Origin of the sequence: Methylocystis rosea SV97, assembly GCF_000372845.1 — a bacterium.
GTDB lineage: Bacteria > Pseudomonadota > Alphaproteobacteria > Rhizobiales > Beijerinckiaceae > Methylocystis > Methylocystis rosea.
The window spans coordinates 3,414,064-3,437,660 of record NZ_KB889963.1 but is presented as its reverse complement, the minus strand read 5'-3'; the positions used below and the strand labels follow the sequence as shown (position 1 = coordinate 3,437,660).

The following is a 23,597-nucleotide window of genomic DNA, read 5'->3' as shown; positions in this document are numbered from 1 at the left end:
GCAGCGCGCGGCACGCCCGCGTTGGGGCGGACTCGACTCTGTGTTTCTGAAAATCTGTGTTTCTGAAAGAGGGATGAAATGTGTAAGAGTGTGAAATCTGTCCTGGCCGCGTTATGCGGGGTGACCGCGCTGGCGGCTCTACCGGCGGAAGTTTTGGCTGGCCCCATGAGCGCCGCGAGTCCAACGAGCGTTGGACTAACGACGTCGTTCGAACAAGCTTACTATCGGGGCTATCGCCGCGGTTATTATCGCCGAGGCTACGGCATTCCGGGCGCCGCGGTTGGCGCCGCGGCTGGCCTTCTGGGCGCGGGAATCGCGGGCGCATCGGGCTACGGCTATCCCGGCTACGGCTATGGCGGCGGGTATGGCGGCAGTTCGTGCTGGCAGTGGGATTCCGTCGCTGGTTGGGTGTGGGGCTGCTAATAAAACCCGCGCCTGGTCCTGGCCGCAATTGGACGCGAGGCCGCAACAGCTATCTGCCTCGCGGTGAACCGAGTGGGCGGGGGCGACTTTGGTGAGACAAGGGCGCTGACTACTTCTTTCGATTGCGGTTGCCTAGACAAACTGAAACTTTCGCGCAAGTTGGGGGATCTAGTCATGGATAAGATCGGATCGCGGGCGCGGCAAAAACACTTGGCCATGCGAAGAGCCCTCATTGCGTGCGCAATAATGATGGTTTGCGCGGTAGTAATCCTTCCTTCCAGCTCTGTCGCGTACGATCGACGCGATCGAGACGAGATGTGCGGACGAACCGCCAATCAGATTATGGACGTTGCCGACGCGCGAATCGCTCGTTTCAAGGCGGTTCTTCGGTTGACGCCGGATCAGGGCAAGAATTGGGGCGCCGTTCAGACTGCATTGCACGACATGGCGCAACGCCGTGCCGATAGGATGCTCAAGCTGCGGGAGCAGAGAGCGGCTGCGATGCGGGAAGCGCAACGCCCCGATGCCAAGGAAGGCAAAGCCCAAGACGACAAGGTCCCCGACGATCAAGATTGGACAACCATCGACGATATGCGCATGCAAGCCGACACCTTGAGCGCGCGCGCCGACGACCTGCGCAAAATCGCCGACGCAACGGCGCCACTGTACGACAGTCTGGACTCTTCGCAGCGGCGCAGGTTCGGCGACTTTGTTAGTCACTATTTCGGCGATGAACGGGAAAATGGCTGCCATCGCTGATGGGCCTTGTTGAAAATGACTGGCGCAAGTAGTGTCGCGTGACGCGCTTAAATGGGTCAGCCCATAGCGCCGCTACATTCGATCCTCGATGCTTTGAACTCTTTTCGAGCATCTCGGGCGGACGGCGGTTTAGATGAACCGATCGAATTCGCTCCTGGTGTGGCCGCCGCCTTCATCAACGCTGGCCACATCCCTGGTTCGGCCAGTATTTATTCTGCAGCTCATAGAAGAGTTGCAAACGGCCAGGATGAAAAGCCGAAGCCCCTCGTCTGGAAGCTGACCTCGTCCGCGCCGCTATCGAACGTGGCAGGCAAGCGCTAGAGTCGCTCCAATGGGTGTCGAGAGGTCATCCGTCATCAGTCACGAATCAAGTCGATTGCTTTGTAAGTCATGGATCAGATGACTGAGAGACGGCTCGTCGAGGTCGTGCAGAACATCTGCCAATCTTTCATCGCCAGACCGCCCCGGAGCGAATCCGGCCCCATAGGTCTGACGCAATGTGGATATGAGCGTATTGCCATGCTTCTTGCTGATTCTGCCGTTCTGGTCTCGATGGCGGCCGTCGAGTCCCGGTTGCTTTGTCATGACCGTTTCCTCGGGTCGATGGGAAAAAGCGCCACCACGATTCATCTGGGAATTGATTTTGGAGACTGCCGCTGCGGCCGTGGGCTCTGCGACGGCCGCCGCGTCCAGGGCGGCTTCGGTCTCGGCCTCCGCTTCCGCCTTTGCCTCGGCGTAGAGATCCTCGGCGGCTTCGGCGATTTCGCCGCCCCGTATCCTCGCCTCGTGCACTGCCGCCAGCGCTGCTTTCAGCGCTGCTTTCGCGGCCGGACGTGCACGTCGCGCTATGTGCGGGCCCAATAGCGCGACGCCCGCCGCGCCTACTACAGCTCCGAGCGCCATGCGCGCCAACGGTGACGACATGATCGTTTCTCCTCTCGAACCCCCGCGGATAAATGCAGGTTTAGTGGATTTTGGCGCAACCGCACTAAAGTTTAACCCATCTTGGCTCGCTTGCGCGCGCGGGAAATGTCGGCGGCGGCGTGAAGTTCTTTCCGCTGGAAAGCGCGTCATCGACGCGATCCGCGTCCATGCTCAAGTCGATGACGAAGCAAAGCGTTGATGACGCGACGATCTTCGGAAATGCGGCGCCTTCCGGAGGGGTGCGCCCTAACCCCGGGGACCAGGCGGGTTGGGGAGACTTGTGAGCCAGCATCTCGAGCGGTTTTAGCTGCGCGGGTCCATGCAGTTTGAACAAATCGCTCAGGCACGAATAATCGCGTGTATTGATTTCGCCTCGCCAAACTTCGGCCATGGCACTTTAATGCCGGCTGCCTCCAGGAACATCTGCGCCACATAAAGAACAATGAACGCCCCAACCAAAACGACGAGCACGTGAACAACTGTTCGAAATGGCTCCGCGAGAGGAATGACACGGAGCAAGGTCGTTGCGGCCCACCAAAACACCCCGATGATGATGACGAGAAAGATGAGTCCTATCAATGTTTCGATCATTGTCATGTCTCCACCAAGCCGACACTGCCCAAAATGGCGGCCGACCTTGCGAAAAATATGGGCCTATCTGGCGTTTCAGACAAGGCCGAGCTTTGCAATGATCCGTTGGCGGGGGTTTGCGGTCAGCCGGTTTGTCATCGCCACCTCCGGACCGCTCTGCTCGATCAGGAGCGCTCTGAGCTGCTCCCACACATTCGTCCGCTTGGCTAGCGCAGGCGTCATCGTCGTTTCTGGCGGCGACTTCTCGAACAGATGGCGAAATGCTCGAGGCGACCCCCGCCGATCCTATTCTGGATCGGCGCGGGCTATGCAGGCCGTGGGCTAAATGTCACATGCGCGAGCGACACAGCGAGTCCGTGGGGACTGTTCGCCATTTCTATTTGTGCCTTGATCTGTTGCGCCAGCGCCTTCACAAGCGTGCTGCCCAAGCCGTCAGAAGCGGCAGCTGTATTGTATCCTTCCGGCCTGCCCACGCCATTATCGGACACCGTGAGCTGCCAGTTGGAGCCGGATGTCTCGTATTTGACGAGGATCTCCGCGTCGGGGCGGCTTTGAGGAAATGCATATTTCACGGAGTTGATAACCAGCTCCGTCACGATCAGGCCCAGACTCACTGCTTCCGTCGAAGGAATGAGAGCGCGGTCGAAGGCGTATTTCAGGGATATTTGTTTCTCCTCGCCGATCATAGAGGCCGCGAGGCCTTCACTATCCATGGCGGAGCCCAGTCGGGATTGACGTATTTACCGATAATCGTGGCGGAGCCGGACCATTCCTCGCTGCTCTTGGGCACGGCGATCGGATAGCGAATTGCGACGCCTTCATCCTCAACGAAAAAAAGTTTGCGGCGGCGCGCGTCGATGACAATCGTGCCCGGCTCGACGGATGACGAAAAGGCCACCATATCCCGAGCGGCGCTGACCGACGGCAAGGCGGCGGCGCCAACGACGAGCGCCACGCCGACGATGAGTGTGCGCAACAAGCGAGCGAAACGTTCCGTAAGTGCCGGAGCGCGTATTTGAGACGATAAGCTACTCATGGCGTCTTTTTCTGAAGGTTAGAGGCAGCCGAGCGATTGCGTCGCCGCAAATATGGCGATGGTGGCGGGCGCTTTCCGGTCGACCTACGTTATTTGCTTGGCCAGAAGACCGGCTTTAACGCTTCATGCGGCTGAAGGCCCAGTTGGACAAGCGTTCCGATTAAGATGAGCGTTCCCGTTAAGACGAGGGCTCCCGCCACGACCAACGCCGTAGCGACGAGCGCGCTTATGAAAGGCCCAAGAGGATGCGGTCTGGGCTCAGACGCCTTGGTCTTTCGAGCTCTGATCGGCTTCGAAAGACCTGCAGTATTGATGGACCTGAAAAACCATATCTTGCCCACTTCCGTCGCCACGATATAGCCGAGGACGATAGCGACGACGGCGCTTATCTCCATCGCCGAGAGCGGCACGAAGCCGAACACCGAACTCAGCGCCCCGAGGAAGGGGATGGCGAAGGTCGCGGCCGCTACCGCAAGCGTTGACCACAACAGCAACTGACTCGGGCTGCTTCGAAAAGCCGGCTTATGGGTTCGCAGGACGAGGACGACCGCGAGTTCGGTCAGCAGCGAAATCATAAACCATGCGGTCTGGAACGTCGCCTCGCCGGCGTGGAAAACCAGGAGCAGCACCGCGAAGGTCAACATATCAAAGGCCGAACTGATCAGGCCGAAGACAATCATGAACTTCTGGATCTCGCTGATGCTCCAGCGCTGCGGATGTGAGACCCGGTCTGCGTCGACATTGTCGCTGGATATCGCGATCGACGGCACGTCGGAGAGGAAGTTATTCAGCAGAATCTGCTTGGCGGCGAGCGGCAGGAACGGCAGCAGCGGCGCCGCCAGCGCCATGCTGACCATGTTCCCGAAATTCGCGCTGGTGGTGATCGAGATGTATTTTAGCGTGTTGGCGAAGGTCCGCCGACCATCCTCCACACCAGAGCGCAACACGTCCAGGTCGCGGTCGAGCAGGATGATGTCGGCGCTTTCGCGGGCGACGTCCACCGCCGTCTCGACCGAGATGCCAACATCGGCCGCATGCAGGGCCGGCGCATCATTGACGCCGTCGCCGAGATATCCGACCGAGTGACCCATCCGCTGCAGGGCGCGGACGATCCGCTCCTTCTGCTGGGGATCGATCTCGACAAAGAGGTCTGTCCGTGGCGCGAGATGCCACAAAGCCTCGTCCTTGAGTTTTACGAGCTTTTCGCCCGTGAGCATCGACGTTGCATCGAGTCCCACAGCCTTCGCCAGATGCGCCGTCACATAGCGGTTGTCGCCGCTGATCACCTTGATGCGGATGCCTAGCCGATTGAGATCGTCGATCGTGCGCCGCGCGTCCGCCTTGGGCGGGTCGTAAAAGACAAGGAAGCCACGAAAGGTCATCTCCCGTTCGTCGTCGCGGTCGTAGTCCGCCTTCACTGGAACCTTGCGGGTTGCAACGGCCAGAACACGGAAGCCTTCAGCGCTCTTGGCCTTGAAGACATTCTCGAGTTCCGCGCGCCGCTCGGCGTTCGCCGGAACCTCGACGCCATCGCGGTCCAAGGATGTGCATATGTCGAGCACGTTCGAAAACGCCCCCTTGGTGATGAACAGGCGCTGTGACGGCGCTCCATCCTCCGCCACGACGATGGTGAGTCGGCGACGCATGAAGTCGTAGGGGATTTCGTCGATCTTGGCGGCGCCACGGGTCGTTAGCCCAATGTCCTTGCCCGCAGTCACGATCGCTTCATCGAGCGGGTTTTCGATGCCGGTCTCGAAGGCGGCGTTGAGAAAGGCGAGCCGTCGCACCTCATCCGAAGGCTGGCTTCCGGCGTCGAGAACGTCGCGCAGAACAATGGCGCCTTCGGTCAATGTGCCCGTCTTGTCGGTGCATAGGATATCCATGCTGCCGAGGTTCTCGATGGCGTCGAGCCGGCGGACGATGACGCCGCGCTTGCTCATGGCCCGCGCGCCGGCCGAAAGGGTCACGCTGATGATCGCCGGCAAGAGCTCAGGCGACAGACCGACCGCGAGCGCCACGGCGAACAGCAGGGACTCGATCACCGGGCGGTGGAGCAACAAGTTCACAGTCAGCACGAAGAGAACGATGACAATCATCACGCGAACGAGGAGATAACCGAACTGCCGCACGCCGCGGGCGAAGTCGGTCTCAGGTTGGCGCGCCCCCAGCCGCGCCGCAATAGCGCCGAACTCGGTCCGGCGGCCGGTGCTCACGGCAAGGACCTTCGCCGTGCCGCTGCGCACCGAAGCGCCGAGAAAGACGGCATTGGTCCGTTCAGTGATNGGCGCGTCGGGGCGAACTATCCCGGCCCGCTTCTCGACCGGAAACGACTCGCCGGTCATGCTCGCCTCGCTGACGAGGAAATCCTGCGCCTCGATCACGAGCCCATCGGCCGGGATTAGATTGCCCGCCGAGAGGAGGATTTGGTCGCCGGGCACGATCGCGCTGACCGGCGCTGTCTGCTCTACCCCATCCCGCACCACACGGCACGTCAGCGCCAGGCGCTTCTTCAATTCTTCGACCGCGGTGGACGCCCGATATTCCTGAAAGAAGCTGAGGAGCGAACTGCCCAGGACGATCGCCAGGATGATGGCGGCGTCCACCCATTGCTGAAGCGCCAGCGAAATTGCGGCGGCGAACGCCAGGATGAGGACGAGCGGGCTTTGGAACTGGCGCAGAAGGAGGCGAAGCGCGCTCAGGCGCGGCGCATCCTCGACGCTGTTGGGACCGACGCTTAAAAGCCGCGCAGCGGCGCGATCGGACGACAGCCCGTCTGGACCCGACTCCAAAGCTGCGGCCAGCTCGGAAGAATTATGGCTCCAGTAGGGAGTTTCGTTCGCGTCCCAGGTCACTCACGGTCCTATCTGCGATCGTTGTAGGCGAACGTCGCTAGTCTGCCTCTCGGCCTTGCTTCACGCGGAGCCAGACGGCGTCCATCAAAATGACATGAGAAAGACGATCACATAAGAGTTCGCAGCCAGACAGCGATAGTCTCACATGAGGGCGCCGATCGCGCCAAGATGCAGGGCCATCTATGCCGCCTTGCCGGTCATCCCAAGTTGAGCTTTAAGAACGAATATGACTAACGGCATTGTTCCAACCGCGGTCGATGCGCGGCTCCTGCGCCACTTTACGAACCTCTCCTTTGGCTTCTGGACCGGCCCGACGCGCCGCAAAGCGAAACTGTTCGTGGCAGGGCTCTTTGCCTGCCTGCTGCTCAATCTCGTCCCGGCCATCGCGGTCAACCGATGGAACAAGTTTTTCTTCGACGCCCTGCAGAATAAGGACCAGCGGCTGATCTTTCTCAGCATCGGCCTGATGCTGGCGCTGGCCTTCGCCTCTGCGTTGACAAGCGTCGCGCTGCTGCAGATGCGCATGCGTTTTCAGTTGCGCTGGCGGGAATGGCTGACTCAGACGCTCGTGCGGCGCTGGATGGAGCGCCGCCGCTTTTATCAGCTCAGCGTCCTTCGGCTCGTCGACAATCCGGAAGCGCGCATTGCCGAGGACGGGCGGATCGCTATCGAGCTCTTCGTCGACTTTGCGACGGGCGTCACGAATGCTCTGCTCATGGCGGTCTCGTTCGTCAGCGTGCTGTGGTTCATCGGCGGCTCGCTGACGATTGGGGGCGTGACGATCCCGGGCTATCTTGTGATCGCGGTCGTCAGCTATTCCGCCGCGACGTCCTTCGGCATGCTGCTTTTGGGTCGCCCACTCGTCGCGCGCGTCGAGGCGAAGGCGGCCGCAGAGGCCGACTTTCGTTTTGAACTTTCGCACACTCGCGAAAACGCCGAAACAATCGCGCTTATCGGCGGCGACGACGCCGAGCGGGAGCGGCATTATGCGAGATTCAGTCAGGTTGCGCTGCGCTGGGTTGCGGTGATTGGACGACAGGCGCGCATGCTCTTCCTGTCGAGCGGCAATAACGTGCTCGCGCCCGCCATCCCGCTCATGCTGGGCGCACCGAAATATCTCGCCGGCGAAATGTCGCTCGGCGATCTCATGCAGGCGGCCGCCGCCTTCATACAGGTGCAATTGGCGCTCAACTGGCTCGCCGACAATTCGCTGCGCCTCGCGGACTGGTTTGCCTCGGCTCGGCGCGTCGCCGCCCTTGACCTCTTCTTCGATGACCTCGACGAGCTCGCGATCGGAGCCGAGGAGAAGACGATTGATCTCGCCTTCAGCGACGACGACGCATTGCATCTTTGCGGGCTTTCCATCGCCCAGCATGACGGCGCGTTGATGCTCGCGGACACCGATGCGACGATCGGACGCGGCGAGAAGGTTCTCGTGAAGGGAGATCCTGGCGCCGGCAAGAGCACGCTGATCCGCGCCATGGCGGGGTTGTGGCCGTGGGGAAGCGGCCGCATTCTGCGTCCGAAGGATGCGCGCATCGCTTTCATGCCGCAGCAGCCGTATATGCCGCGAGGCACGCTGCGCGAGGCGCTCGACTATCCACGTGGCGACACGCCGCCCGACCCCGCGCGCGCGGCAAGAATCCTCGTCGCCTGCGGCTTGGCTCATCTCGTACCGCGCCTGGACGAGGAGCAGAGCTGGTCCGATGTGCTATCCGACGGCGAACAGCAACAGCTCGGCTTCGCGCGCACGCTGCTGAGGCCGCCAGACATCATCATCATGGACGAGCCCACCTCAGCGCTCGACGACCTCAGTCAGATGCGGCTGATGGAGCTGCTCTGCGAGGAAGCGCCAGGCTCGACCATCATCCACGCCGCGCGCCGCAATGTTGACAAGCGCTTCTACGACCGCGAGATACAGCTCCATGCGAGATCCCCATCATGAACCCGACCATTGCTGACTTTCGAAAGGGGTCATTATTCGACGTGTTGCCGCCTTGCACGAAACGCCGGGCGACTAAAAGGAAGGCGAAGAGGAATGATCGAAACCCTTCCGCTTGCCACCGCACGTCTCTACACATTCGAACAGCAGCGGATGCTGACCAATGCGAGTAGCTTTTTCTTCGAGCGTGATGAGCGCTTGTTTCTGGTGACGAGCCGGCATGTGATGTTCGACGAACCGAGCAAACACTTCCCGGACCGGATCGAGATCCAGTTGCACGTCGACCCCGAGAATATGGTCCAGTCCATGGGGTTCTCGATCCCGCTGTATCGCGACGGCAAGGCTGCCTGGCGCCAGGGGCTCGACTCTGCAGGAGAGGTCGACGTCGCGGTGATCGAGATTGAACGCTCCGCACTGCCAAAACCGACGGTTTACCGGGCCTTCACGCCCAAACACCTGCTCTCCGCGCAGCACCAGGTTGAAATAGGCTCCTCGCTGCTCATCGTTGGTTTTCCGCTTGGTTTCCACGATACGCTGCACCACATGCCGGTCGCGCGGCACGCGGTCATTGCGTCTTCGTTCGGTCTGCGTTTTCAAGGTCAGGGCTACTTCCTCACGGATGCGCGCACACACCGCGGAACCAGCGGCGCCCCCGTCGTGATGCGTACATCTGACTGGGCGCCGATCGAGGGCGATCTGCCGTGGATGCTGCTCGGCATCCATTCCGCGCGGCTTGATGTCGGGACCCGCGACCTGATACTCGACGAGGCGCTCGGGTTGAACTGCGCTTGGTATGCCGACATTTTGTTGACGCTGACTGAAAGCTGAGTGCGGGATACACGCCGGAGCTTCGTTCGTGGCGGATTGTTGACGCATCGACGACAGTGCCATTACAGGAACCGCGCGTGTGGGGTCAAACCACGCCTTAAGTGAGGCATAAGGCCGCAGAAACGCCTATGAGTATTCTTGAATCTTGCACCGTGCCTTTGGTGTCTATTTAGTTCTCTTGTGGCAAGGCGGCGGCTGCTCTCTCCTTGTGAGATTGGAGCTTTCTGCTGATTTGCGATTCTTTCGGATGTGATCTCCGCACTTCACAGCGCAGGTGATAGCCAGAAAGGGATTATTATGCTTGGAACCGTCATTATCGTCATACTCATCCTGATGCTCATTGGCGTGCTTCCGACGTGGTCGCATAGCGCGAGTTGGGGTTATGTCCCTTCCGGGATGTTGGGAACCATTCTCATAGTCCTGGTGATCCTCGTTCTTCTCGGTAAGTTCTAAAAGGGGGATACTCTCGCACGAACGGCGAATCTGCCAATATCTTCTCGGGGATCGGGGGTCCGGACTGGTCACATGAAACAGCTATGAAAAAAGCGACCTTTAAGGCCGCTTTTCCATGCTTAGGATGAGATCTAGTTAGGCCTTGTCGACGAGCTTCTTCACAGCATTCTTAGCCTTGCCGACGGCCTCCTGCGCTTCGCCCTTGAGCTCCTGCACCGCGCCTTTGAGCTCAAGGTTCGGGTTGCCTACTGCTTGGCCGACCCCCTGCTTGACTGCCCCCGCAGCCTGATTTGCCGCACCCTTGATCTTGTCGGTCGTGCTGCCCATGATTTTTCTCCTGAATGATTGAGGGACGCGCGATATTGCGCGCTACATTGGTAAACGCATAGATCTGGGTTCGGGTTCCATGGAGGACGTTATGAACGGCATCATCTATCTCGTTGGTCTCATTGTAATCATCATGGCCATTCTTTCCTTCCTCGGTTTGCGCTGAACGGCCCAAAAAGGGAGACACGGCTATGACCGACACATCAATGTCATCCGCGCGAATTTCTGACGGTCCACCAGGATCCTCCTACGTCGAATGGCCGGCAATTTTCGCGGGAGCAATGCTTGCTTCCGCAATCATCGTGCTGATGACCGCTTTTGGCTCCGCCATCGGCCTCTCGCTCGTCTCGCCCTATCACGGCCCGTCGCCCATAATATTTTACGTCGTTCTCGCGCTCTGGTTCACCTGGATCACGGTCTCCAGCTTCGTCGCGGGAGGATATGTTACAGGCCGCCTGCGCCGCCCCATCGAAGGCACAGCGCCTCACGAGGTCCACGTCAGGGACGGCGCGCACGGGCTGGTCGTTTGGGCCGTCGCCGTGGTCATCGGCACGGCGCTCGCAACATTCTCACTTTCGTCCGCTGTCACGACATTGTCACTTTCGTCCGCGGTCAAGGGCGGCGCGGATCTCGCAAAATCGGGCGCCGCCGCCATGGCGTCGAGCGTTGGACTCAATGCCGATCCGATCGGATATCAGATCGACACGTTGTTACGATACAAAGAAGCCGAAGCGCAAAGAAGCGCATCAGGGGCCAATACCGCAACAATGCAATCGTCGCGTCCGGAGGCCTCACGCGTTTTGGCCCTGGGCGCGGCCAATGGCACTGTGAGCAGCGACGATCGCATCTATGTGGCGCGCGCTATTGCAGCGCGCGCTGGCCTCTCGCAGGCCGACGCCGAAAGGCGAGTCGACGCGATTCTCGCCCAGGCGAAGGCTGCAGCCGACAAGGCGCGGGAGGCGAGTGAAACCGCTCGCAAGGCCGGAATCATTCTTGCCTTGCGCGTCGCGCCCAATGCCGAGCCGATTGACTTTGGCGTCGATAACGCGGCGCGGGGCGATGGAAACACCTCAGCGGTCAATAGCGGGTCAATAGAAACGTCGCGTCAAGAAATTTCGCGCATTTTATTGATGGGAGCCGCCAATGGTTCTCTAAGCAGCGACGATCGCGCCTATCTGGTGCGCATCGTTGCCGCGCGCGCGAATCTTGCGCAGGCTGACGCCGAAAAACGTGTCGACGCGCTTTCCGAACAGCTGAAGACTTCCGCCGACAACGTGCGGGCGGCGACCGAAATTGCGCGCAAAGGCGGAATCCTTCTTGCCTTTTTGACAGCCGCCTCGATGGTTCTCGGCGCAGCGGCCGCTTGGTGGGGAGCCGGCGTCGGCGGCCGTCACCGAGACGAGCAGTTCGACGCCAGCCATCTGACGCGCTGGTGAAGCACATCCGAAGAGGAGCGTAAGTCATGGGACGTTCAATTCTGCTCTGGATGCTCGGCGTTCCAATTCCGATCATTATTCTTCTGGCGTTATTGCGCCATTAGCGGCGGGATCCGGATGCGGCCTTTGCGCCGCCTCCTGATCGGTCCTGGAGCATCGGCCACGCTTTCGATCTTCATACTGACGGCTGCTCAACTCGATCGTTGTCGCCAGTGGCGGCGCATCACATTCGCGCTCCAGCGTTGTCGCCGCCGACTTGCCGTCGATCAGCGCCACTCGGGATATGGTGGTCTTTCCATCGTCCGTCGAGCCGGGCACGATTGTCATTGACGCGCGACAACGCAAACTTTTTTCCGTCACGGATGAAGGCGTCGCAATTCGCTATCCGATCGCCGTGCCCAAGAGCAGCGAGGAATGGTCTGGCTCCGTCACGATTATCGGGAAGTACGTCAATCCCGACTGGGCTCCGCCATGGAAAGTGAAACGCGACCATCCGGAATTGCCGGACCTTATTCGCGGCGGTTCGCCGAACAATCCCATGGGCGCTCGCGCTCTTACCCTCAGCCGCCTCCAGGTGGCGATTCACGGGACGACCAAAAGGATGCGCGATCGATCGGCGCTGCCGCCTCCTACGGCTGCATCCGCATGTTGAACGAGGACGTGATTGATCTGTTCGATCGCGTAAGCGTCGGTACGCCAGTAATGTCCGTCATCGAATGATTTGAGACAGCGGGCGTCGTGATTTAATGGAGGACGCGGCTCACCTGACGGTTGAGCTTAAGCGGCGGTCATTTGGTGGTGCAAGCGTCGATTTTCGACGGTGATACGTTTGATCCTTTCTCGTTCGCGCAAGATTTTTGCGCCGCGCCCGCAGTAGACGTCGGCCGGCGTGAGATTGTTCAAGCTCTCGTGATAGCGACGACGATTGTAGTGATCGACGAAGGTGCCGATCTTCGCTTTCAGGTTTCCGGGCAGATAATAGTTTTCGAGCAGGATGCGGTTCTTGAGCGTCTGATGCCAGCGCTCGATCTTGCCTTGGGTCTGCGGATGACAGGGCGCGCCGCGGATGTGCTCAATTTTATGATCGTTGAGCCATGTCGCCAGATCGCCGGAGAAATAGGACGAGCCATTGTCCGAGAGCAGGCGCGGCCGATGAACGACATGGACCTGATCGAGGCCGGAGGCTTGCAGCGCCAGGTTCAGCGTCTCGGTGACGTCGTCAGCCTTCATCGTCGTGCACAGCTTCCAGGCGACGATGTAGCGCGAGAAGTCGTCGAGGATGGTGCTGAGGTAAAACCAGCCCCAGCCGATCACCTTCAAATAGGTGAAGTCGGTCTGCCAGAGCTGGTTTGGCGCCGTGGTCTTGCCCTTGAACTCATCCGCCGGCTCAACGGACTCGTGCTTCCGCACAACGGCTTCCGAGGCCGCCCGCGACGACGCAGCGGTTTTGGTGCTTTCGTTTTTCTATAGGCCGTCCGCGCGGCCTTCCGGTCGGCTTTGTGGCCATCAGCGCGTGCCAACCAAAACTACCCGCTTCGCCGCTGCAGCCCGCGCGGGCTCTTCGGTCTCAAGATGGCTCTTTTGGTTACGTTTTCTAGAGCGGTTTCTTCTCAAAGAGGTTCGTAGCCAGCCGCGGCGAAGAAGTTTGCGCATTCGCTTGGGGTGAAGGCGTGGAGTAGCTCTCCGATCCTATTCCACAGGCCGTCGACGGTTCGTTCTGCTGCCTTGCGCAGCAGTGCTTTCAGTTTGGAGAAGGCCTTCTCGATCGGATTGAAGTCTGGGCTGTAGGGCGGGAGATAGATCAGTTTCGCGCCTGAGGCCTCGATCGCTTGGCGGACGCCCGCGTTCTTGTGGCTACCCAGATTGTCCATAATGACGATGTCGCCCCGCGAGAGCGTTGGGACGAGCACCTGATCGACATATGCCTGGAACCACAGGCCATTGATCGGGCCGTCGAGGACCATCGGCGCCATTAGTCCCGTGAGACGAAGGCCGGCAACGAAGGTCGTCGTTTTCCAATGACCGTGGGGAACGCTGGCGCGCAGCCTCTCACCTTTGGGCGCGCGCCCTTTCTTGCGCGCCATGTTCGTCGTCGCCCAGGTTTCGTCGATGAAGACGAGGCGTTCGGGATCAAGATCCAGCTGGTTTTCGAACCATGCCTCGCGCTGCTTCAAGATGTCCGGCCGGTCCTGTTCGCTCGCATGCGCGGTCTTTTTTTCCACGTAATGTCGTGACGGTCGCAGAAGCGCCACAACGATCCGATGCTGAAGCGATACCCGCGCTCGGCAAGTTGTGCGGCAAGTTCCTTGAGCGTGATGTCGCAGCTCTCCTCGACGAGCGACGCGATCAGACGGAAATGCGCGTCGATGCGCGCCGACCAACGGTCTCCCCCACGCGGTCTGGCGGAAGGACTGCCAGTCTCCTTCTCGCGGGCGCACCAGCGAACAGCGCTCGCCGCCGAAACGCCAAAACGCTCAGCCGCCTGTCGGCGCGACATGCCGGCTGCGACGGCGGAGACAACGCGTTCTCGAAGATCAAGCGAAAGGGTCTTCTTCGACATGCATGCCAGCCTCCTTCGCCAGCAGGCAGCTTGAATCAGAACTTAGATGATTCGAGAATCCCCCCCACGATTCAATCAGAGAAGAAACCGCTCTAGTTTGGGGTGAAACGCAACAACGGACCAGCGTTCCGTTCCAATCCCACAGCATGAAATAGGAATGCGCCGTGCTCTTGGGCGGCAGGTCTTTGAGCAAAGCTTTCCACTGACAGCCTGTGGCGAGCACGTAAAAAATCGCGTTGAGGACCTCGCGCACGTCGACCGTTCGTTTGCGGCCGCCGCGCTTGACCGGCGGGATTAAAGGCGCGACAAGAGCCTACTCCGCGTCGGTCAGATCGGAAGGGTAACGAAGGCCGCGACGATCGGCCACGATGCGATGCTCTGGCTTCCACATCAGCAACTCCCCTGCGAATCATTCTCTTCGCACGGGAATCACAACCGACTCTTTCGACTCAACTTCTTTCAGGACCGGCTCTGGGATCTATCCACTCTCTTCGCATCACCGCGTGGCGCGAACGGGTCCGCCCGCTGCTTCGGCCTTTACCCAGTTGTGCAGCGTCTAAACCGAAATCTTCAAGGTCTTCGCCACCGAAGAGATTGCTTCGCCTCCTCGGACCAGCCGAACAGCCTCTTGCTTGAACCAAGCGTGTATTGTCCCCCCAACGCGCCATTCATGCCAAAACCCTCCAAAGCCGATCCTACGCAATCAGCCTTGGGAGGCGTTCTTCGGGGGCAAGGTCAATTCTGCGCAACATCTCATTTCTGCCGCGGCAGGTCATTTCGTCTCGGCCACCAATTCTACCTGAAGCCCGAGCGCTTTCTGGATCGCATCCGTTAGCCGCCGCAGTTAGGTTGGATCGTTTGGAGATCCCCGCAACGTGATTGTCAGCAGCGCGCGGTCAATGGAGAGGTCTACTATGACGGGACTGCCTGACGCTGTCTTTAGCAGTTGTTCCGCTGTCTGATAGGCCTGCCGTGTTTCAATGACACGGAACCCGAGCCGTTTGTAATTGGCTGCGAGCGGACCGATTACTAGCATCGCCGCCGCCACCGTGATAACGGCTCCCCCAACGAACCAACCTCGCCTGCTTTCAGCGTGTGCAACGCCGGTTAAGAAAAAAACAAGAACAGCCGCAATGGCGATCCCAATGAAGTTGGTCAGGAAAAGCACGTACGCTCCGGTGGCCAGGATATAGCGCCCCTCCGCCAGCATAAGCCCGGCAGTGCAGAGGGGTGGGATGAGGGCGACGGCGATTGCCACTCCGGCAAGCACTGCGGAGGACTCAAAGCGATAATAACCATAAGCGCCGGCAATACCTGCGAACAGAGCCACGCATAGGTCTCGCAGGTCGGGAGCCGTCCGCGCCAATATCTCGTCATTTGGCGTCGCGGTGGGCAGCAGAAGGCCAATGCCGAAAGCGAGCGTCACCACCGATGCAGCGCCGATGACCGCGAGCATGAGCAACCGAATGAACTGACGCGGCCAACCTAGCGCTACCGCGGCCCCAAGTGCAATGATCGGTTGGCCCAGTGGTGCGATGATCATTGCTCCGATCACTATAGCGGCCGAATTCTCTGAAAGCCCAAGCGTCGCGAGGCCGGCACTCAGAGTCAGCATCAGCCAGAACGGTAGCTGCCATCCCTTCTTGAGATTGAAGAAAAGTATATCAAAAACACCCGTGCGGAGATCTGAAGGCACCGCGAGCGAAAACAAATGCGACACATGCGCAGGCACTTCAGGGGATGTCTCAAGGGGCCTATCGTGAAGTGATTTCTGGTCTTTCATCGGCATCACTCCACTTTCCTCAGGCTCTGCCTATTCGGGAATCGAGCATGAGGAAGTCTAGGGATTTGTGACCTGATCGCCCCCAGCGACCGGTCCAATTGTGATGTTAGTGCATCGTCGGCCTCTGGGCGAGCGCGGGCCGTGTGTGCATCGTTGGGATCAAACAACGCCGCCACGAGACAGATGGGGCCGCCGGCATAACCCAGCGACCAGCCCCAGCCGGAGACGCGCCCGAGATAATCCGGTGGGGCGATGCTGCGTAGCATCGCATCGTAGAAAATCAGTAAGCGGCGTTGGGACCGTAAAATTAACTGGGTTTCACGCGGCTTGAAGCAGTGGCGGGATGGGCTCGAACATCCAGGCGAAGTGATACCGATGCGTTGGCTCTGGCGGGCGCCAAGCCAAACGCTTGCTCAAGTCGCGGTTGAGCACGGCCGCGCGAACTTGCAACATGCGATGCGCCCCTTTGAGCGACCATTGTATCTGCTGCTTTTTGACCATGCGTCGGGCGACAAGGGTATCCACGGCGGACTCAGCGAGCGACGAAGCGATCCGGCGCCCTGATCGATATCGAGCTCCGTAATCGACAATCGCCGCCTTGTTCTAACGGATGTAGGTCAGGAGAGCTTGACCCAATTGCCCTATGCGCCCGGCGCTCTCGTCGCCTTGTTCGCGTAACATCGCCATGTCGGCGATCAATTCTTCAAGTTGCTGCATCGCTCGATCGACCTGTCCGTGCCACAGCTTCCATTTCAGGGTGCGAATCTCTTCGTCCAAAACGACCGTTGCATTGGTCCATTCGTCGCGACAGCGCACAATATGATCGGCGATTTGCTGCATAGGCTGAATTTTCATCGCGATGTGGAATCAGTCGATGATGTGCGCCGTCGGCTTCGGCAGAGCCTTGGGCAGACGCTTCATGATCTCGGCGCCGTCGGAGATTACGGTTATTTCGCCACGTCCAACGTAACCCTCGTGTTGGAGCGCTTGAAGCGCTCGCGATCGTAATTCGCGTTTCGATGTGTCGGCTGTCGCAAAGTAGTGCGGGCGGCGAGCCGCGCCGGCCACGCCCACAGCGCGCGACAGCGATCTCAAATGTCCGTGCTTTTTCCAACCGACTGCAGCGCACATGGGCGGTGTCGATGCTCACGACAAATTCGCGCTCCGGATCGTTGGGCAGATCGAGCTCGACCTGCGTGTGTTCGGATGAGGACGGCGGTTCGAAATAAGCGCGCCGTCGCGCTTTCTCATCGAGTCGCTCGCCGAGTTTCATCGTCCGGTGACGCAAGGTCATGAACGATTCCGTTGATGGGATCGGGAGAAACTCCGCCAGCACATCAGCCGCCTTTCGGTACGGCATAAGGCTGCCCAAACGAGCCGACAATTCCATCAATTCCGGCGTCGCCTGATCGGGGCAGATGTCGCGCAAAACGGCAGAAGCGTCACAAAAATAGGGAACGCAGCGCCGACAATACATAATCCGCGGGTTGCTGACTTCTACGCGTTCATAGACCGTTCGGATCTTGCGCTTGCCGTAGTCCTTGATGCGCCGGAACGTCTGACAATCGGTGCAATACCAGCTCGTCAGGACGTAGGCCTCACATTGCTGTTTGACTACAAGCTGCTGCAAACACGCCATGATCGACTTTCCATCCGCGATCGTGAGCCCGATCTCCCCCTTCGACAATCGGCCGACGTCTTTTTCGATCACCATCTCGGCGGTGTCGCGTCCACTGAATTCGTCCAGGCCTTCAATCGTAATCTTCCAACGCATCGCCGTCCTCCGCAAGGTCCACTACCGGTCCTGATAGGCCGACTCGATGTCTTTGAAAGGCATGGAGAGGCCGAAAGGATGTTCACAGTGGAACTCTATGCCGCGATACGACGCGCAGTGATGGCGGACGGGCTGAGCCGGCGGGAATGTTTGCCGAACTCCAAAGCCATTATCTGTTTGAAGATCGCTTCGGCAGACCGGGCAAAGGCAATGACAAGGGCAAGGTCGAGGGGCTGGTCGGCTATGTCCGGCGCAACTTCATGACGCCTCTGCCTGTCGCGGAGAGTTTCGACGCGCTCAACATAAGGCTCCTCGACGCCTGCACGAAGCGACGACAGGCAATATTGCGCGGCCAGTCGATGACAATCAGCGAACGCATGCAGTCGGACATATCCGCGTTCATGCCGTTGCCGCCGACCCCTTATGACGCCTGTCACAAGATTGCGACGCGCGTCTCGTCCATGTCGTTGGTGCGCTACCGCAACAACGATTACTCGGTTCCAACCCGCTATGGCCATCAAGAGGTGTTGGCGAAGGGTTACGTCGACAGAGTCGAGATTGTCTGTCGCGGTGAGACGGTCGCCGTGCATGCGCGCAGCTACGACAAGGCCGAGTTCATTTATAATCCGCTGCATTATCTCGCCTTGCTCGAACACAAGAGCAAGGCGCTCGATCAGGCCGCGCCGCTCGACGACTGGCGCCTCGCCGATTGCGTCTATCGTCTGCGGCGGCTGATGGAGGCGCGCATGGGGAACAGCGGGCGCCGCGAGTTCATCCAGGTGCTGCGGCTGATGGAGGACTTCCATCAACATCTCGTCGAACAGGCCATCGCGGAGGCGCTGCGTCTTGGCGCAATCAGTTTTGACGCGGTGAAGATGCTCCTGCTCGCCAAATTGGAGAACCGGCCAGCCCGGCTCGATCTGACATTCTACCCCTATCTGCCAGTGGCGACGGTCGGCGCGACAGACCCGCGCGCCTATCTCGGGCTCGTCGCCAACGCAGCCGCTATCGAGCCAAGTGCACGAGTTTCGGCATGAGCGCCTCGCAGGAGTCGACCTCCCAAACGATCGTCGCACCGCAGGTGCTGCTGGGCACCTCAAGGCGTTGAAGCTTTCCACCTTCGCGCGCGAATATGAGAAAGTGGCGCTGGAATCGGCGCAAGATCGCGCCGATTATCCGCGCTATTTGCTGCGCCTGTGCGAACTGGAGCGCATCGATCGCGAGCGGCGCAATGTCGAGCGTCGCATTCGCCTGGCGCGCTTTACGCAGATCAAGAGCCTCGACACATTCGACTTCGCCGCGCAGCCGTCACTCAACAAGCCGCTGGTTCTGGAGCTGGCGCGGTGCGAATGGATAGAGAAGCGACAGAACTGCATCGCGCTGGGTCCATCCGGAACCGGCAAGACTCACGTCGCGCTCGCCCTTGGGCTCGCCGCTTGCCAAAAGGGCTTCAGCGTCGCCTTCACCTCGGCCGCCGCTCTCGTGCACGAACTCATGGAAGCGCGCGACGAGCGCCGCCTGCGGGCGCTGCAGAAGCATCTCAACACCGTCAAATTGCTGATCGTCGATGAGCTGGGCTACGTGCCGTTCACGGCGGTTGGTTCTGAACTGCTCTTCGAGGTCTTCAGCCAGCGCTATGAACGTGGCGCCACGCTGGTGACCAGCAATCTGCCATTCGATGAATGGACGTCGGTGTTCGGGTCGGAACGGCTCACCGGCGCGCTGCTCGATCGGCTCACCCATCATGTCCACATTCTGGAGATGAACGGCGACAGCTATCGTCTCGCGACAGCCAGGAAGGCGCAACGGCGCAATGCCGATGAGCCCAGCGTAAACCCAAGAACCAAAGGAGAAGCCGACGCAGACATTTAACCGCCGCCGCGCGCATTGAAGCGCGCTTCGCTACGCTCCGCGCGCCTCAATGCGCGCGACAACCCAACTCACAAGGGCTTCACGGCCCTTTTCTCTCAACCAGACCGGTACACTTTTACGCCGCCATCTGGCACCATTTGTCGCCGCCGTTGACATCGGGCACACAAAACTGATCGACCCACATTCCCTGTTCTCAGCATTTTCGCGTTCGCCATTCCCTGTTCGCTCGAAATAATTCCCTGTTCAGAATCTTAGGGAAATTTCGTCCAACTTACTGATTTTGCGTCTGTCTCACGGACGATTCTTCACCGGAAAGGCCAATTTTTTCGAATTTCCCTGTTATTTTCCCAGTTAGCAGGGAATTGCCCGTGGAGACGGGTTCGCTTGGGACTGCGCGCACAGCCACGCACGTCACGACGTTGCGAGATAAGTTGTCACAAACTCTTGCCCGTCGCCCCGGCGTCAACGACGGCCGCCGGGTCGCTCGCGCGAGCTGACCGCTGGTCTATTCTATTGCGCGGGCGATTTCGCGGCGCGCGGAACGAAGCGGCCGTTATTGGCGCGCAAGCCACGCCAGAGCTCTTCGGTGTAGGGCAGGACCGCGAACAGCAAGGCCGCGACCAGAGCGCTGACGATATAGGCCAGGGGCAGTGGAGGAGCTTTCAGCGCGATGTCAAAGCGCGGCGCTTCATCTCCGAATCCAAAGAGCGCCAAAAACTGCGGCCAGTGCCGCGCTGCGACCAACAGCACGCCCATCAGCGGCATCATTTCGAGGTAGCTGTGCACGTGTTGCTCGATCGGGGTGATCTCGCGCAAATTCACCGCATAGCTCAAATCCCAAAGCGTCGTCGCCTCGTGAACGAAGAACATCACGATCATGAAGGCGAGCACGAGCGCGTTGATGTCCAGCAGAAGCGCCGCGAGGAACGGCCCTGCGACTTCGGCGAAGAGCATGAGATGAAGAACGGATTCTTTCGCGCCGGAGGTTGTTGCGATGTTTGTCGCGCGATGACACAGCCAGTCGGCGAACCCCGCCATCAGCCAGACAGGCACGACAAAATACATCAGGACCAGTAATGTCGGATCCTGTTCCATCCGCCACCCGCTCTCAAGGCTCGTGTTCTTGCAGGGGCGCGTAAGCGGGGCCGTTGAGCGCTTCTCCGTCCGGCGCGAATTGAGATCCGTGACAGGGGCAGTCCCAACATCGCTCAAAGGCGTTCCAGTGAACGAGACAGCCAAGGTGGGAACAAACGGCTGAACGCAGAAACAGCATCCCGTCGTCGTCACGAAAGGCGGCGACCTTGCTCAAACCGCTGCGCACGATGGCCCCTTCGCCCGGCTTGAGCTGATCCCATGAGCCGATTTCGCCAGGCGTGACATATTCGGCGAAGTTCTTCGGGGCGGTGAGATTCTCGCTCACATATTCGCCCACGGCGTTGAGCGGCGAGCGCGCGGGATCATAGGCCTCGGCCCAGCGGCTGGCGCCGGTCAGGATCATGTCCTTAATGATCAGGCCGGCGAGCGCGCCATGAGTCATCCCCTGCCCCGAATCGCCGGTCGCTACGAAAACGCGCTCGCTCCCGGGGTCTCGACCGATGAAAGCCATGCCGTCGATGGGTTCGAGAACCTGTCCGGACCAGCGGCGAAGCTCTTTGCCGAGCGACGGCAAACGCGCGCGCATCCAATCCTCCAGAGCCGCGAAGCGATCAGGCGCATCATTTGCTTCGCCCGAGCGATGATCCTCGCCGCCGACGATCAAAATGTCGACGCCATCGTCGCCAGGCTGCAGCCGCACGTAGTGATACGGATCGAGCGTATCCCAATACAATGCGTCCGGAAGCGCGCCGGAACGCAATTCGAACGCCATGGCGTAGGTTCGGTAGGGTGCTTGCTTGGTGTGAATGGCGAAGCGGTCGGTGATCGGCGCATTCGTGGCGACCACCACGAAATCCGCGTGAATGGTACGGCCGTCGGCCGTCACGACTCTCACGCCGTCATCGTCCTCCGCCACCTCAACCACCGTGGCGTCGGCATAGAAGCGTCCGCCGGCGTCGACGATCGCGCGCGCAAGGCAGTGAAGATATTTGAGCGGATGCACGCGGGCCTGATCGGGATAGCGAAGCGCCGGGGCGGCCTCATAGCCGGCAAGGGGAACGCCCGTCTGCTTAAAGACGGAAAGTCCCACCTTCTGCGCCGCTTCGAACTCGCGCTCAAGCCATTCGACGTCTTCTGTTCTTGCAGCAAAGAGATAACCGTCGACCCTTTGAAAGTCGCAGTCGATTTTGAGTTTTTGTTGCAGAGTTTCAATGCGATCAATTGCCGCCTGCTGGCTTTCGCGCCAGGCGCTTGCATTGTCTATCCCGCGCAATCGGATGAGCTCGTCAAAACCGTCGTCGCTTGCTGACGCGAGATGCGCGGTCGTGCGCGCCGTCATTCCTTTACCGATCGGTCCTCGATCAAGAACGATGACCTTCTTGCCGCTGCTCGCGAGTTCATACGCCGCAGACATCCCCGCGACGCCTGAGCCGACAACGACGACGTCAGCGCGTTCGTCGTTCAAAAGAGAGCTGACGCCTTCGAGAACAGGTTCGTCCGTCCAAAAGGACCGACTTTTTTCAAAAGAGACATTCATCGGGATTTCCGGGTCTGCGCGATCGGGTTTCCGGGCGGCAATCGACGGCCCAGGCGAGAGTAGAACGAACGCGCCTGCTTCGTGTTCCACAGCTTCGAGCGTCACGCGGGACTGCGGCCGTTACGCTCGAGCCCTCCATTCCCCGAAGCAGTCCCGAGCGACTGCGAAAGCTGAAGCGTGCGGCGCGGAGCGACTGATGCCTACGATCGTTTGTAGTCTTCCCTAAAGAGACTGCACCTGAACATCATTTCGAGTTTTCGGCCGGTGCGAGTGACGTCTGCGGCTCCAGCGCAAAGCGGCGACGATGGCGCCACCCTGACGACGATCGCTGCTTCCGTCATGCGTGCAATCGCACTCTCAGTAAAAACGCATGCGCCTAAATGAATCAGGAACGAAGTCTCTTCCCGCAAGTTCATGGACACCAACGGGCGCCGATGCGGCCGCCACGCTTCCCACGACCTGAACCGTGAACCTAGGAGCAATCATGTTCACGCATAATAAGAAACTTCAGTATACGGTCCGGGTATCCGAGCCTAATCCGGTCCTGGCGAGCCTCATGCTCGAACAGTTCGGCGGTCCGCAAGGAGAACTCGCGGCGGCGATGCGATACTTCACACAGGCGATCGCCGAGGACGATCCGGGCCGGCGCGACATGCTTTTCGACATCGCCACCGAAGAACTCAGCCATCTTGAGATCATCGGCAGCATCGTTTCGATGCTGAACAAGGGCGCCAAGGGGCAGCTCGCGGAGGCGACGCAATCCGAGGCCGAGTTGTATCGCTCGGTCACGCAGGGGGCCGACAGCCACACGCAGGCGATCTTGTACGGCGGCGGCGCGGGCCTGACGAATTCTTCGGGCGTTCCCTGGACCGCGGCCTATATCGACACGATCGGCGAGCCGACGGCGGATCTGAGGTCCAATATCGCCGCCGAAGCGCGCGCCAAGATCGTCTACGAGCGGCTCATCAACGTCACCGACGACGCCGGGATCAAGGAGGCGCTCGGCTTCCTCATGACGCGTGAGATCGCCCACCAGATCTCATTCGAGAAGGCGCTCTACGCTATCCAACCCAACTTCCCGCCCGGCAAGATGCCTGGCATGCCGCAGTTCTCACATCTCTATGTGAACACGTCGCAGGGGCCGACCGATCACAAGGGTCCCTGGAACACGGGCGAAAATTGGCAGCGCATGGACGATGTGCTCGGCGGCATTCCGCTTGACGGGGGAGACGGCGCAGCGAGCGTTCATCTGGGGTCTTCACAAAGCGAGGACCTCGCCAATTTCGCAGCGCGAACGCAGTCGAACCCGGGTTCTGATCCGGTGACGGGGGCGGATCTGGGCAGCAGCGGCGGCGCCGAAGCGCGACATTCGCCCGCGGAATGATCAAGGATTGGACGCCGGCGG

At 60.0% G+C, this 23,597-nt stretch carries 21 protein-coding genes and 5 pseudogenes; 11 read left to right on the top strand and 15 right to left on the bottom strand.

Annotated features, from left to right (window positions below):
* Window positions 1-165 precede the first annotated feature (165 nt).
* The 3 genes from A3OO_RS21915 to A3OO_RS23685 all read left to right on the top strand — a co-directional run bounded on the left by A3OO_RS21915 (window position 166) and on the right by A3OO_RS23685 (window position 1,503).
* Window positions 166-423, top strand: coding sequence for a hypothetical protein (locus A3OO_RS21915; protein ID WP_018409255.1), 258 nt, complete (start codon window positions 166-168; stop codon window positions 421-423).
* A 174-nt stretch (window positions 424-597) separates the two neighbouring features.
* Window positions 598-1,182 carry a Spy/CpxP family protein refolding chaperone gene (locus A3OO_RS0118025; RefSeq protein ID WP_245257189.1) on the top strand — a complete coding sequence of 195 codons (585 nt, stop codon included), beginning with the start codon at window positions 598-600 and terminating at the stop codon, window positions 1,180-1,182.
* 51 nt (window positions 1,183-1,233) lie between these two features.
* Entirely contained in the window at window positions 1,234-1,503 is a 270-nt protein-coding gene (locus A3OO_RS23685) for a hypothetical protein (RefSeq protein WP_156824858.1), read from the top strand.
* A gap of 39 nt (window positions 1,504-1,542) precedes the next feature.
* On the opposite strand, the gene A3OO_RS24820 is transcribed toward A3OO_RS23685, so the two are convergent.
* The 6 genes from A3OO_RS24820 to mgtA form a co-directional block, all read right to left on the bottom strand.
* Complete coding sequence (locus A3OO_RS24820) at window positions 1,543-2,256, bottom strand: hypothetical protein (RefSeq protein WP_425338966.1); 714 nt, start codon at window positions 2,254-2,256, stop codon at window positions 1,543-1,545.
* A 189-nt stretch (window positions 2,257-2,445) separates the two neighbouring features.
* On the bottom strand, window positions 2,446-2,697 hold the full coding sequence (locus A3OO_RS0118005; protein WP_245257188.1) for a hypothetical protein: 252 nt from the start codon (window positions 2,695-2,697) through the stop codon (window positions 2,446-2,448).
* Window positions 2,698-2,772: 75 nt separating this feature from the next.
* Window positions 2,773-2,919 carry a hypothetical protein gene (locus A3OO_RS23675; protein ID WP_018409249.1) on the bottom strand — a complete coding sequence of 49 codons (147 nt, stop codon included), beginning with the start codon at window positions 2,917-2,919 and terminating at the stop codon, window positions 2,773-2,775.
* An 83-nt stretch (window positions 2,920-3,002) separates the two neighbouring features.
* The gene (locus A3OO_RS0117995) at window positions 3,003-3,383 is read right to left on the bottom strand and encodes a sensor histidine kinase (RefSeq protein WP_018409248.1); all 381 of its coding nucleotides are present in this window, start codon (window positions 3,381-3,383) and stop codon (window positions 3,003-3,005) included.
* Entirely contained in the window at window positions 3,380-3,676 is a 297-nt protein-coding gene (locus tag A3OO_RS21905; RefSeq protein WP_018409247.1) for a L,D-transpeptidase, read from the bottom strand. The genes A3OO_RS0117995 and A3OO_RS21905 overlap by 4 nt, the downstream gene beginning before the upstream one ends.
* Window positions 3,677-3,822: 146 nt before the next feature.
* On the bottom strand, window positions 3,823-6,585 hold the full coding sequence (gene mgtA / locus A3OO_RS0117985) for a magnesium-translocating P-type ATPase (RefSeq protein ID WP_018409246.1): 2,763 nt from the start codon (window positions 6,583-6,585) through the stop codon (window positions 3,823-3,825).
* Between the two features lie 226 nt (window positions 6,586-6,811).
* Here mgtA and A3OO_RS0117980 point away from each other — a divergent pair, with 226 nt between their 5' ends.
* The 3 genes from A3OO_RS0117980 to A3OO_RS23075 all read left to right on the top strand — a co-directional run bounded on the left by A3OO_RS0117980 (window position 6,812) and on the right by A3OO_RS23075 (window position 9,808).
* Window positions 6,812-8,530, top strand: a complete 1,719-nt coding sequence (locus tag A3OO_RS0117980) for an ABC transporter ATP-binding protein/permease (RefSeq protein WP_018409245.1) — start codon at window positions 6,812-6,814, stop codon at window positions 8,528-8,530.
* A 93-nt stretch (window positions 8,531-8,623) separates the two neighbouring features.
* Complete coding sequence (locus A3OO_RS0117975) at window positions 8,624-9,355, top strand: trypsin-like peptidase domain-containing protein (protein WP_018409244.1); 732 nt, start codon at window positions 8,624-8,626, stop codon at window positions 9,353-9,355.
* Window positions 9,356-9,652: 297 nt separating this feature from the next.
* Window positions 9,653-9,808 (top strand): DUF3309 family protein, encoded by a 156-nt coding sequence (locus A3OO_RS23075; RefSeq protein WP_018409243.1) that lies wholly within the window; start codon window positions 9,653-9,655, stop codon window positions 9,806-9,808.
* 135 nt (window positions 9,809-9,943) lie between these two features.
* On the opposite strand, the gene A3OO_RS0117965 is transcribed toward A3OO_RS23075, so the two are convergent.
* Window positions 9,944-10,135, bottom strand: a complete 192-nt coding sequence (locus A3OO_RS0117965) for a CsbD family protein (protein WP_018409242.1) — start codon at window positions 10,133-10,135, stop codon at window positions 9,944-9,946.
* A gap of 281 nt (window positions 10,136-10,416) precedes the next feature.
* Between A3OO_RS0117965 and A3OO_RS0117955 the strand changes: the two genes are divergently transcribed.
* Window positions 10,417-11,571: a hypothetical protein gene (locus A3OO_RS0117955; protein ID WP_018409240.1), complete on the top strand. Its 1,155-nt coding sequence runs from the start codon at window positions 10,417-10,419 to the stop codon at window positions 11,569-11,571.
* Between the two features lie 75 nt (window positions 11,572-11,646).
* Here the strand turns inward: A3OO_RS0117955 and A3OO_RS24040 are convergent, their stop codons facing one another.
* Window positions 11,647-11,898 carry a hypothetical protein gene (locus A3OO_RS24040; protein ID WP_198008865.1) on the bottom strand — a complete coding sequence of 84 codons (252 nt, stop codon included), beginning with the start codon at window positions 11,896-11,898 and terminating at the stop codon, window positions 11,647-11,649.
* Here A3OO_RS24040 and A3OO_RS21895 point away from each other — a divergent pair.
* Window positions 11,855-12,291 (top strand): annotated as a pseudogene (locus A3OO_RS21895) (L,D-transpeptidase). The gene A3OO_RS24040 and the pseudogene A3OO_RS21895 overlap by 44 nt on opposite strands.
* 57 nt (window positions 12,292-12,348) lie before the next feature.
* Here the strand turns inward: A3OO_RS21895 and A3OO_RS21890 are convergent.
* The 5 genes and pseudogenes from A3OO_RS21890 to A3OO_RS23055 form a co-directional block, all read right to left on the bottom strand.
* Window positions 12,349-12,963 (bottom strand): annotated as a pseudogene (locus tag A3OO_RS21890) (transposase); the annotation flags it as partial.
* Window positions 12,964-13,181: 218 nt separating this feature from the next.
* Window positions 13,182-14,131 (bottom strand): IS630 family transposase gene (locus A3OO_RS23065; RefSeq protein WP_245257187.1). Its coding sequence is split into 2 segments (ribosomal slippage): window positions 13,182-13,792 and window positions 13,792-14,131, totalling 951 coding nucleotides; the frame shifts between segments, so codons are not numbered across the junction.
* 115 nt (window positions 14,132-14,246) lie between these two features.
* Window positions 14,247-14,522: pseudogene (locus tag A3OO_RS23060) on the bottom strand (transposase); the annotation flags it as partial.
* Between the two features lie 453 nt (window positions 14,523-14,975).
* Window positions 14,976-15,914, bottom strand: coding sequence for a DUF389 domain-containing protein (locus tag A3OO_RS21885; RefSeq protein WP_198008834.1), 939 nt, complete (start codon window positions 15,912-15,914; stop codon window positions 14,976-14,978).
* A gap of 318 nt (window positions 15,915-16,232) precedes the next feature.
* Window positions 16,233-17,688, bottom strand: a pseudogene (locus A3OO_RS23055) (ISKra4 family transposase).
* Between the two features lie 125 nt (window positions 17,689-17,813).
* On the opposite strand from A3OO_RS23055, the pseudogene A3OO_RS21875 reads away from it, so the two are divergent.
* Both A3OO_RS21875 and istB read left to right on the top strand, forming a co-directional pair.
* Window positions 17,814-18,725: pseudogene (locus A3OO_RS21875) on the top strand (Mu transposase domain-containing protein); the annotation flags it as partial.
* Window positions 18,726-18,792: 67 nt separating this feature from the next.
* On the top strand, window positions 18,793-19,560 hold the full coding sequence (gene istB / locus A3OO_RS0117900) for an IS21-like element helper ATPase IstB (RefSeq protein WP_018409230.1): 768 nt from the start codon (window positions 18,793-18,795) through the stop codon (window positions 19,558-19,560).
* A 510-nt stretch (window positions 19,561-20,070) separates the two neighbouring features.
* On the opposite strand, the gene A3OO_RS0117895 is transcribed toward istB, so the two are convergent.
* Together A3OO_RS0117895 and A3OO_RS0117890 are read right to left on the bottom strand one after the other, a co-directional pair.
* Window positions 20,071-20,655 (bottom strand): hypothetical protein, encoded by a 585-nt coding sequence (locus A3OO_RS0117895; RefSeq protein ID WP_018409229.1) that lies wholly within the window; start codon window positions 20,653-20,655, stop codon window positions 20,071-20,073.
* 13 nt (window positions 20,656-20,668) lie between these two features.
* Window positions 20,669-22,192 (bottom strand): FAD-dependent oxidoreductase, encoded by a 1,524-nt coding sequence (locus tag A3OO_RS0117890; RefSeq protein WP_018409228.1) that lies wholly within the window; start codon window positions 22,190-22,192, stop codon window positions 20,669-20,671.
* A 484-nt stretch (window positions 22,193-22,676) separates the two neighbouring features.
* Here A3OO_RS0117890 and A3OO_RS0117885 point away from each other — a divergent pair, with 484 nt between their 5' ends.
* On the top strand, window positions 22,677-23,576 hold the full coding sequence (locus A3OO_RS0117885; RefSeq protein ID WP_026223120.1) for a manganese catalase family protein: 900 nt from the start codon (window positions 22,677-22,679) through the stop codon (window positions 23,574-23,576).
* Window positions 23,577-23,597: the final 21 nt, after the last annotated feature.

What these genes read in the sequence shown, in the direction of transcription:
- A3OO_RS0117975 (WP_018409244.1), top strand. Translation starts at nt 8,624, where the DNA reads ATGATCGAAACCCTTCCGCTTGCCACCGCACGTCTCTACACATTCGAA.
- A3OO_RS0117965 (WP_018409242.1), bottom strand. Translation starts at nt 10,135, where the DNA reads ATGGGCAGCACGACCGACAAGATCAAGGGTGCGGCAAATCAGGCTGCG.
- A3OO_RS24040 (WP_198008865.1), bottom strand. Translation starts at nt 11,898, where the DNA reads ATGACAATCGTGCCCGGCTCGACGGACGATGGAAAGACCACCATATCC.
- A3OO_RS0117980 (WP_018409245.1), top strand. Translation starts at nt 6,812, where the DNA reads ATGACTAACGGCATTGTTCCAACCGCGGTCGATGCGCGGCTCCTGCGC.
- A3OO_RS23685 (WP_156824858.1), top strand. Translation starts at nt 1,234, where the DNA reads ATGGGTCAGCCCATAGCGCCGCTACATTCGATCCTCGATGCTTTGAAC.
- A3OO_RS0118025 (WP_245257189.1), top strand. Translation starts at nt 598, where the DNA reads ATGGATAAGATCGGATCGCGGGCGCGGCAAAAACACTTGGCCATGCGA.
- A3OO_RS0117895 (WP_018409229.1), bottom strand. Translation starts at nt 20,655, where the DNA reads ATGGAACAGGATCCGACATTACTGGTCCTGATGTATTTTGTCGTGCCT.
- A3OO_RS24820 (WP_425338966.1), bottom strand. Translation starts at nt 2,256, where the DNA reads ATGACGCGCTTTCCAGCGGAAAGAACTTCACGCCGCCGCCGACATTTC.
- A3OO_RS23675 (WP_018409249.1), bottom strand. Translation starts at nt 2,919, where the DNA reads ATGACGCCTGCGCTAGCCAAGCGGACGAATGTGTGGGAGCAGCTCAGA.
- A3OO_RS21915 (WP_018409255.1), top strand. Translation starts at nt 166, where the DNA reads ATGAGCGCCGCGAGTCCAACGAGCGTTGGACTAACGACGTCGTTCGAA.
- A3OO_RS0118005 (WP_245257188.1), bottom strand. Translation starts at nt 2,697, where the DNA reads ATGATCGAAACATTGATAGGACTCATCTTTCTCGTCATCATCATCGGG.
- A3OO_RS23075 (WP_018409243.1), top strand. Translation starts at nt 9,653, where the DNA reads ATGCTTGGAACCGTCATTATCGTCATACTCATCCTGATGCTCATTGGC.
- A3OO_RS0117955 (WP_018409240.1), top strand. Translation starts at nt 10,417, where the DNA reads ATGCTTGCTTCCGCAATCATCGTGCTGATGACCGCTTTTGGCTCCGCC.
- A3OO_RS0117885 (WP_026223120.1), top strand. Translation starts at nt 22,677, where the DNA reads ATGTTCACGCATAATAAGAAACTTCAGTATACGGTCCGGGTATCCGAG.
- A3OO_RS21885 (WP_198008834.1), bottom strand. Translation starts at nt 15,914, where the DNA reads ATGAAAGACCAGAAATCACTTCACGATAGGCCCCTTGAGACATCCCCT.
- A3OO_RS0117890 (WP_018409228.1), bottom strand. Translation starts at nt 22,192, where the DNA reads ATGAATGTCTCTTTTGAAAAAAGTCGGTCCTTTTGGACGGACGAACCT.
- A3OO_RS0117995 (WP_018409248.1), bottom strand. Translation starts at nt 3,383, where the DNA reads ATGATCGGCGAGGAGAAACAAATATCCCTGAAATACGCCTTCGACCGC.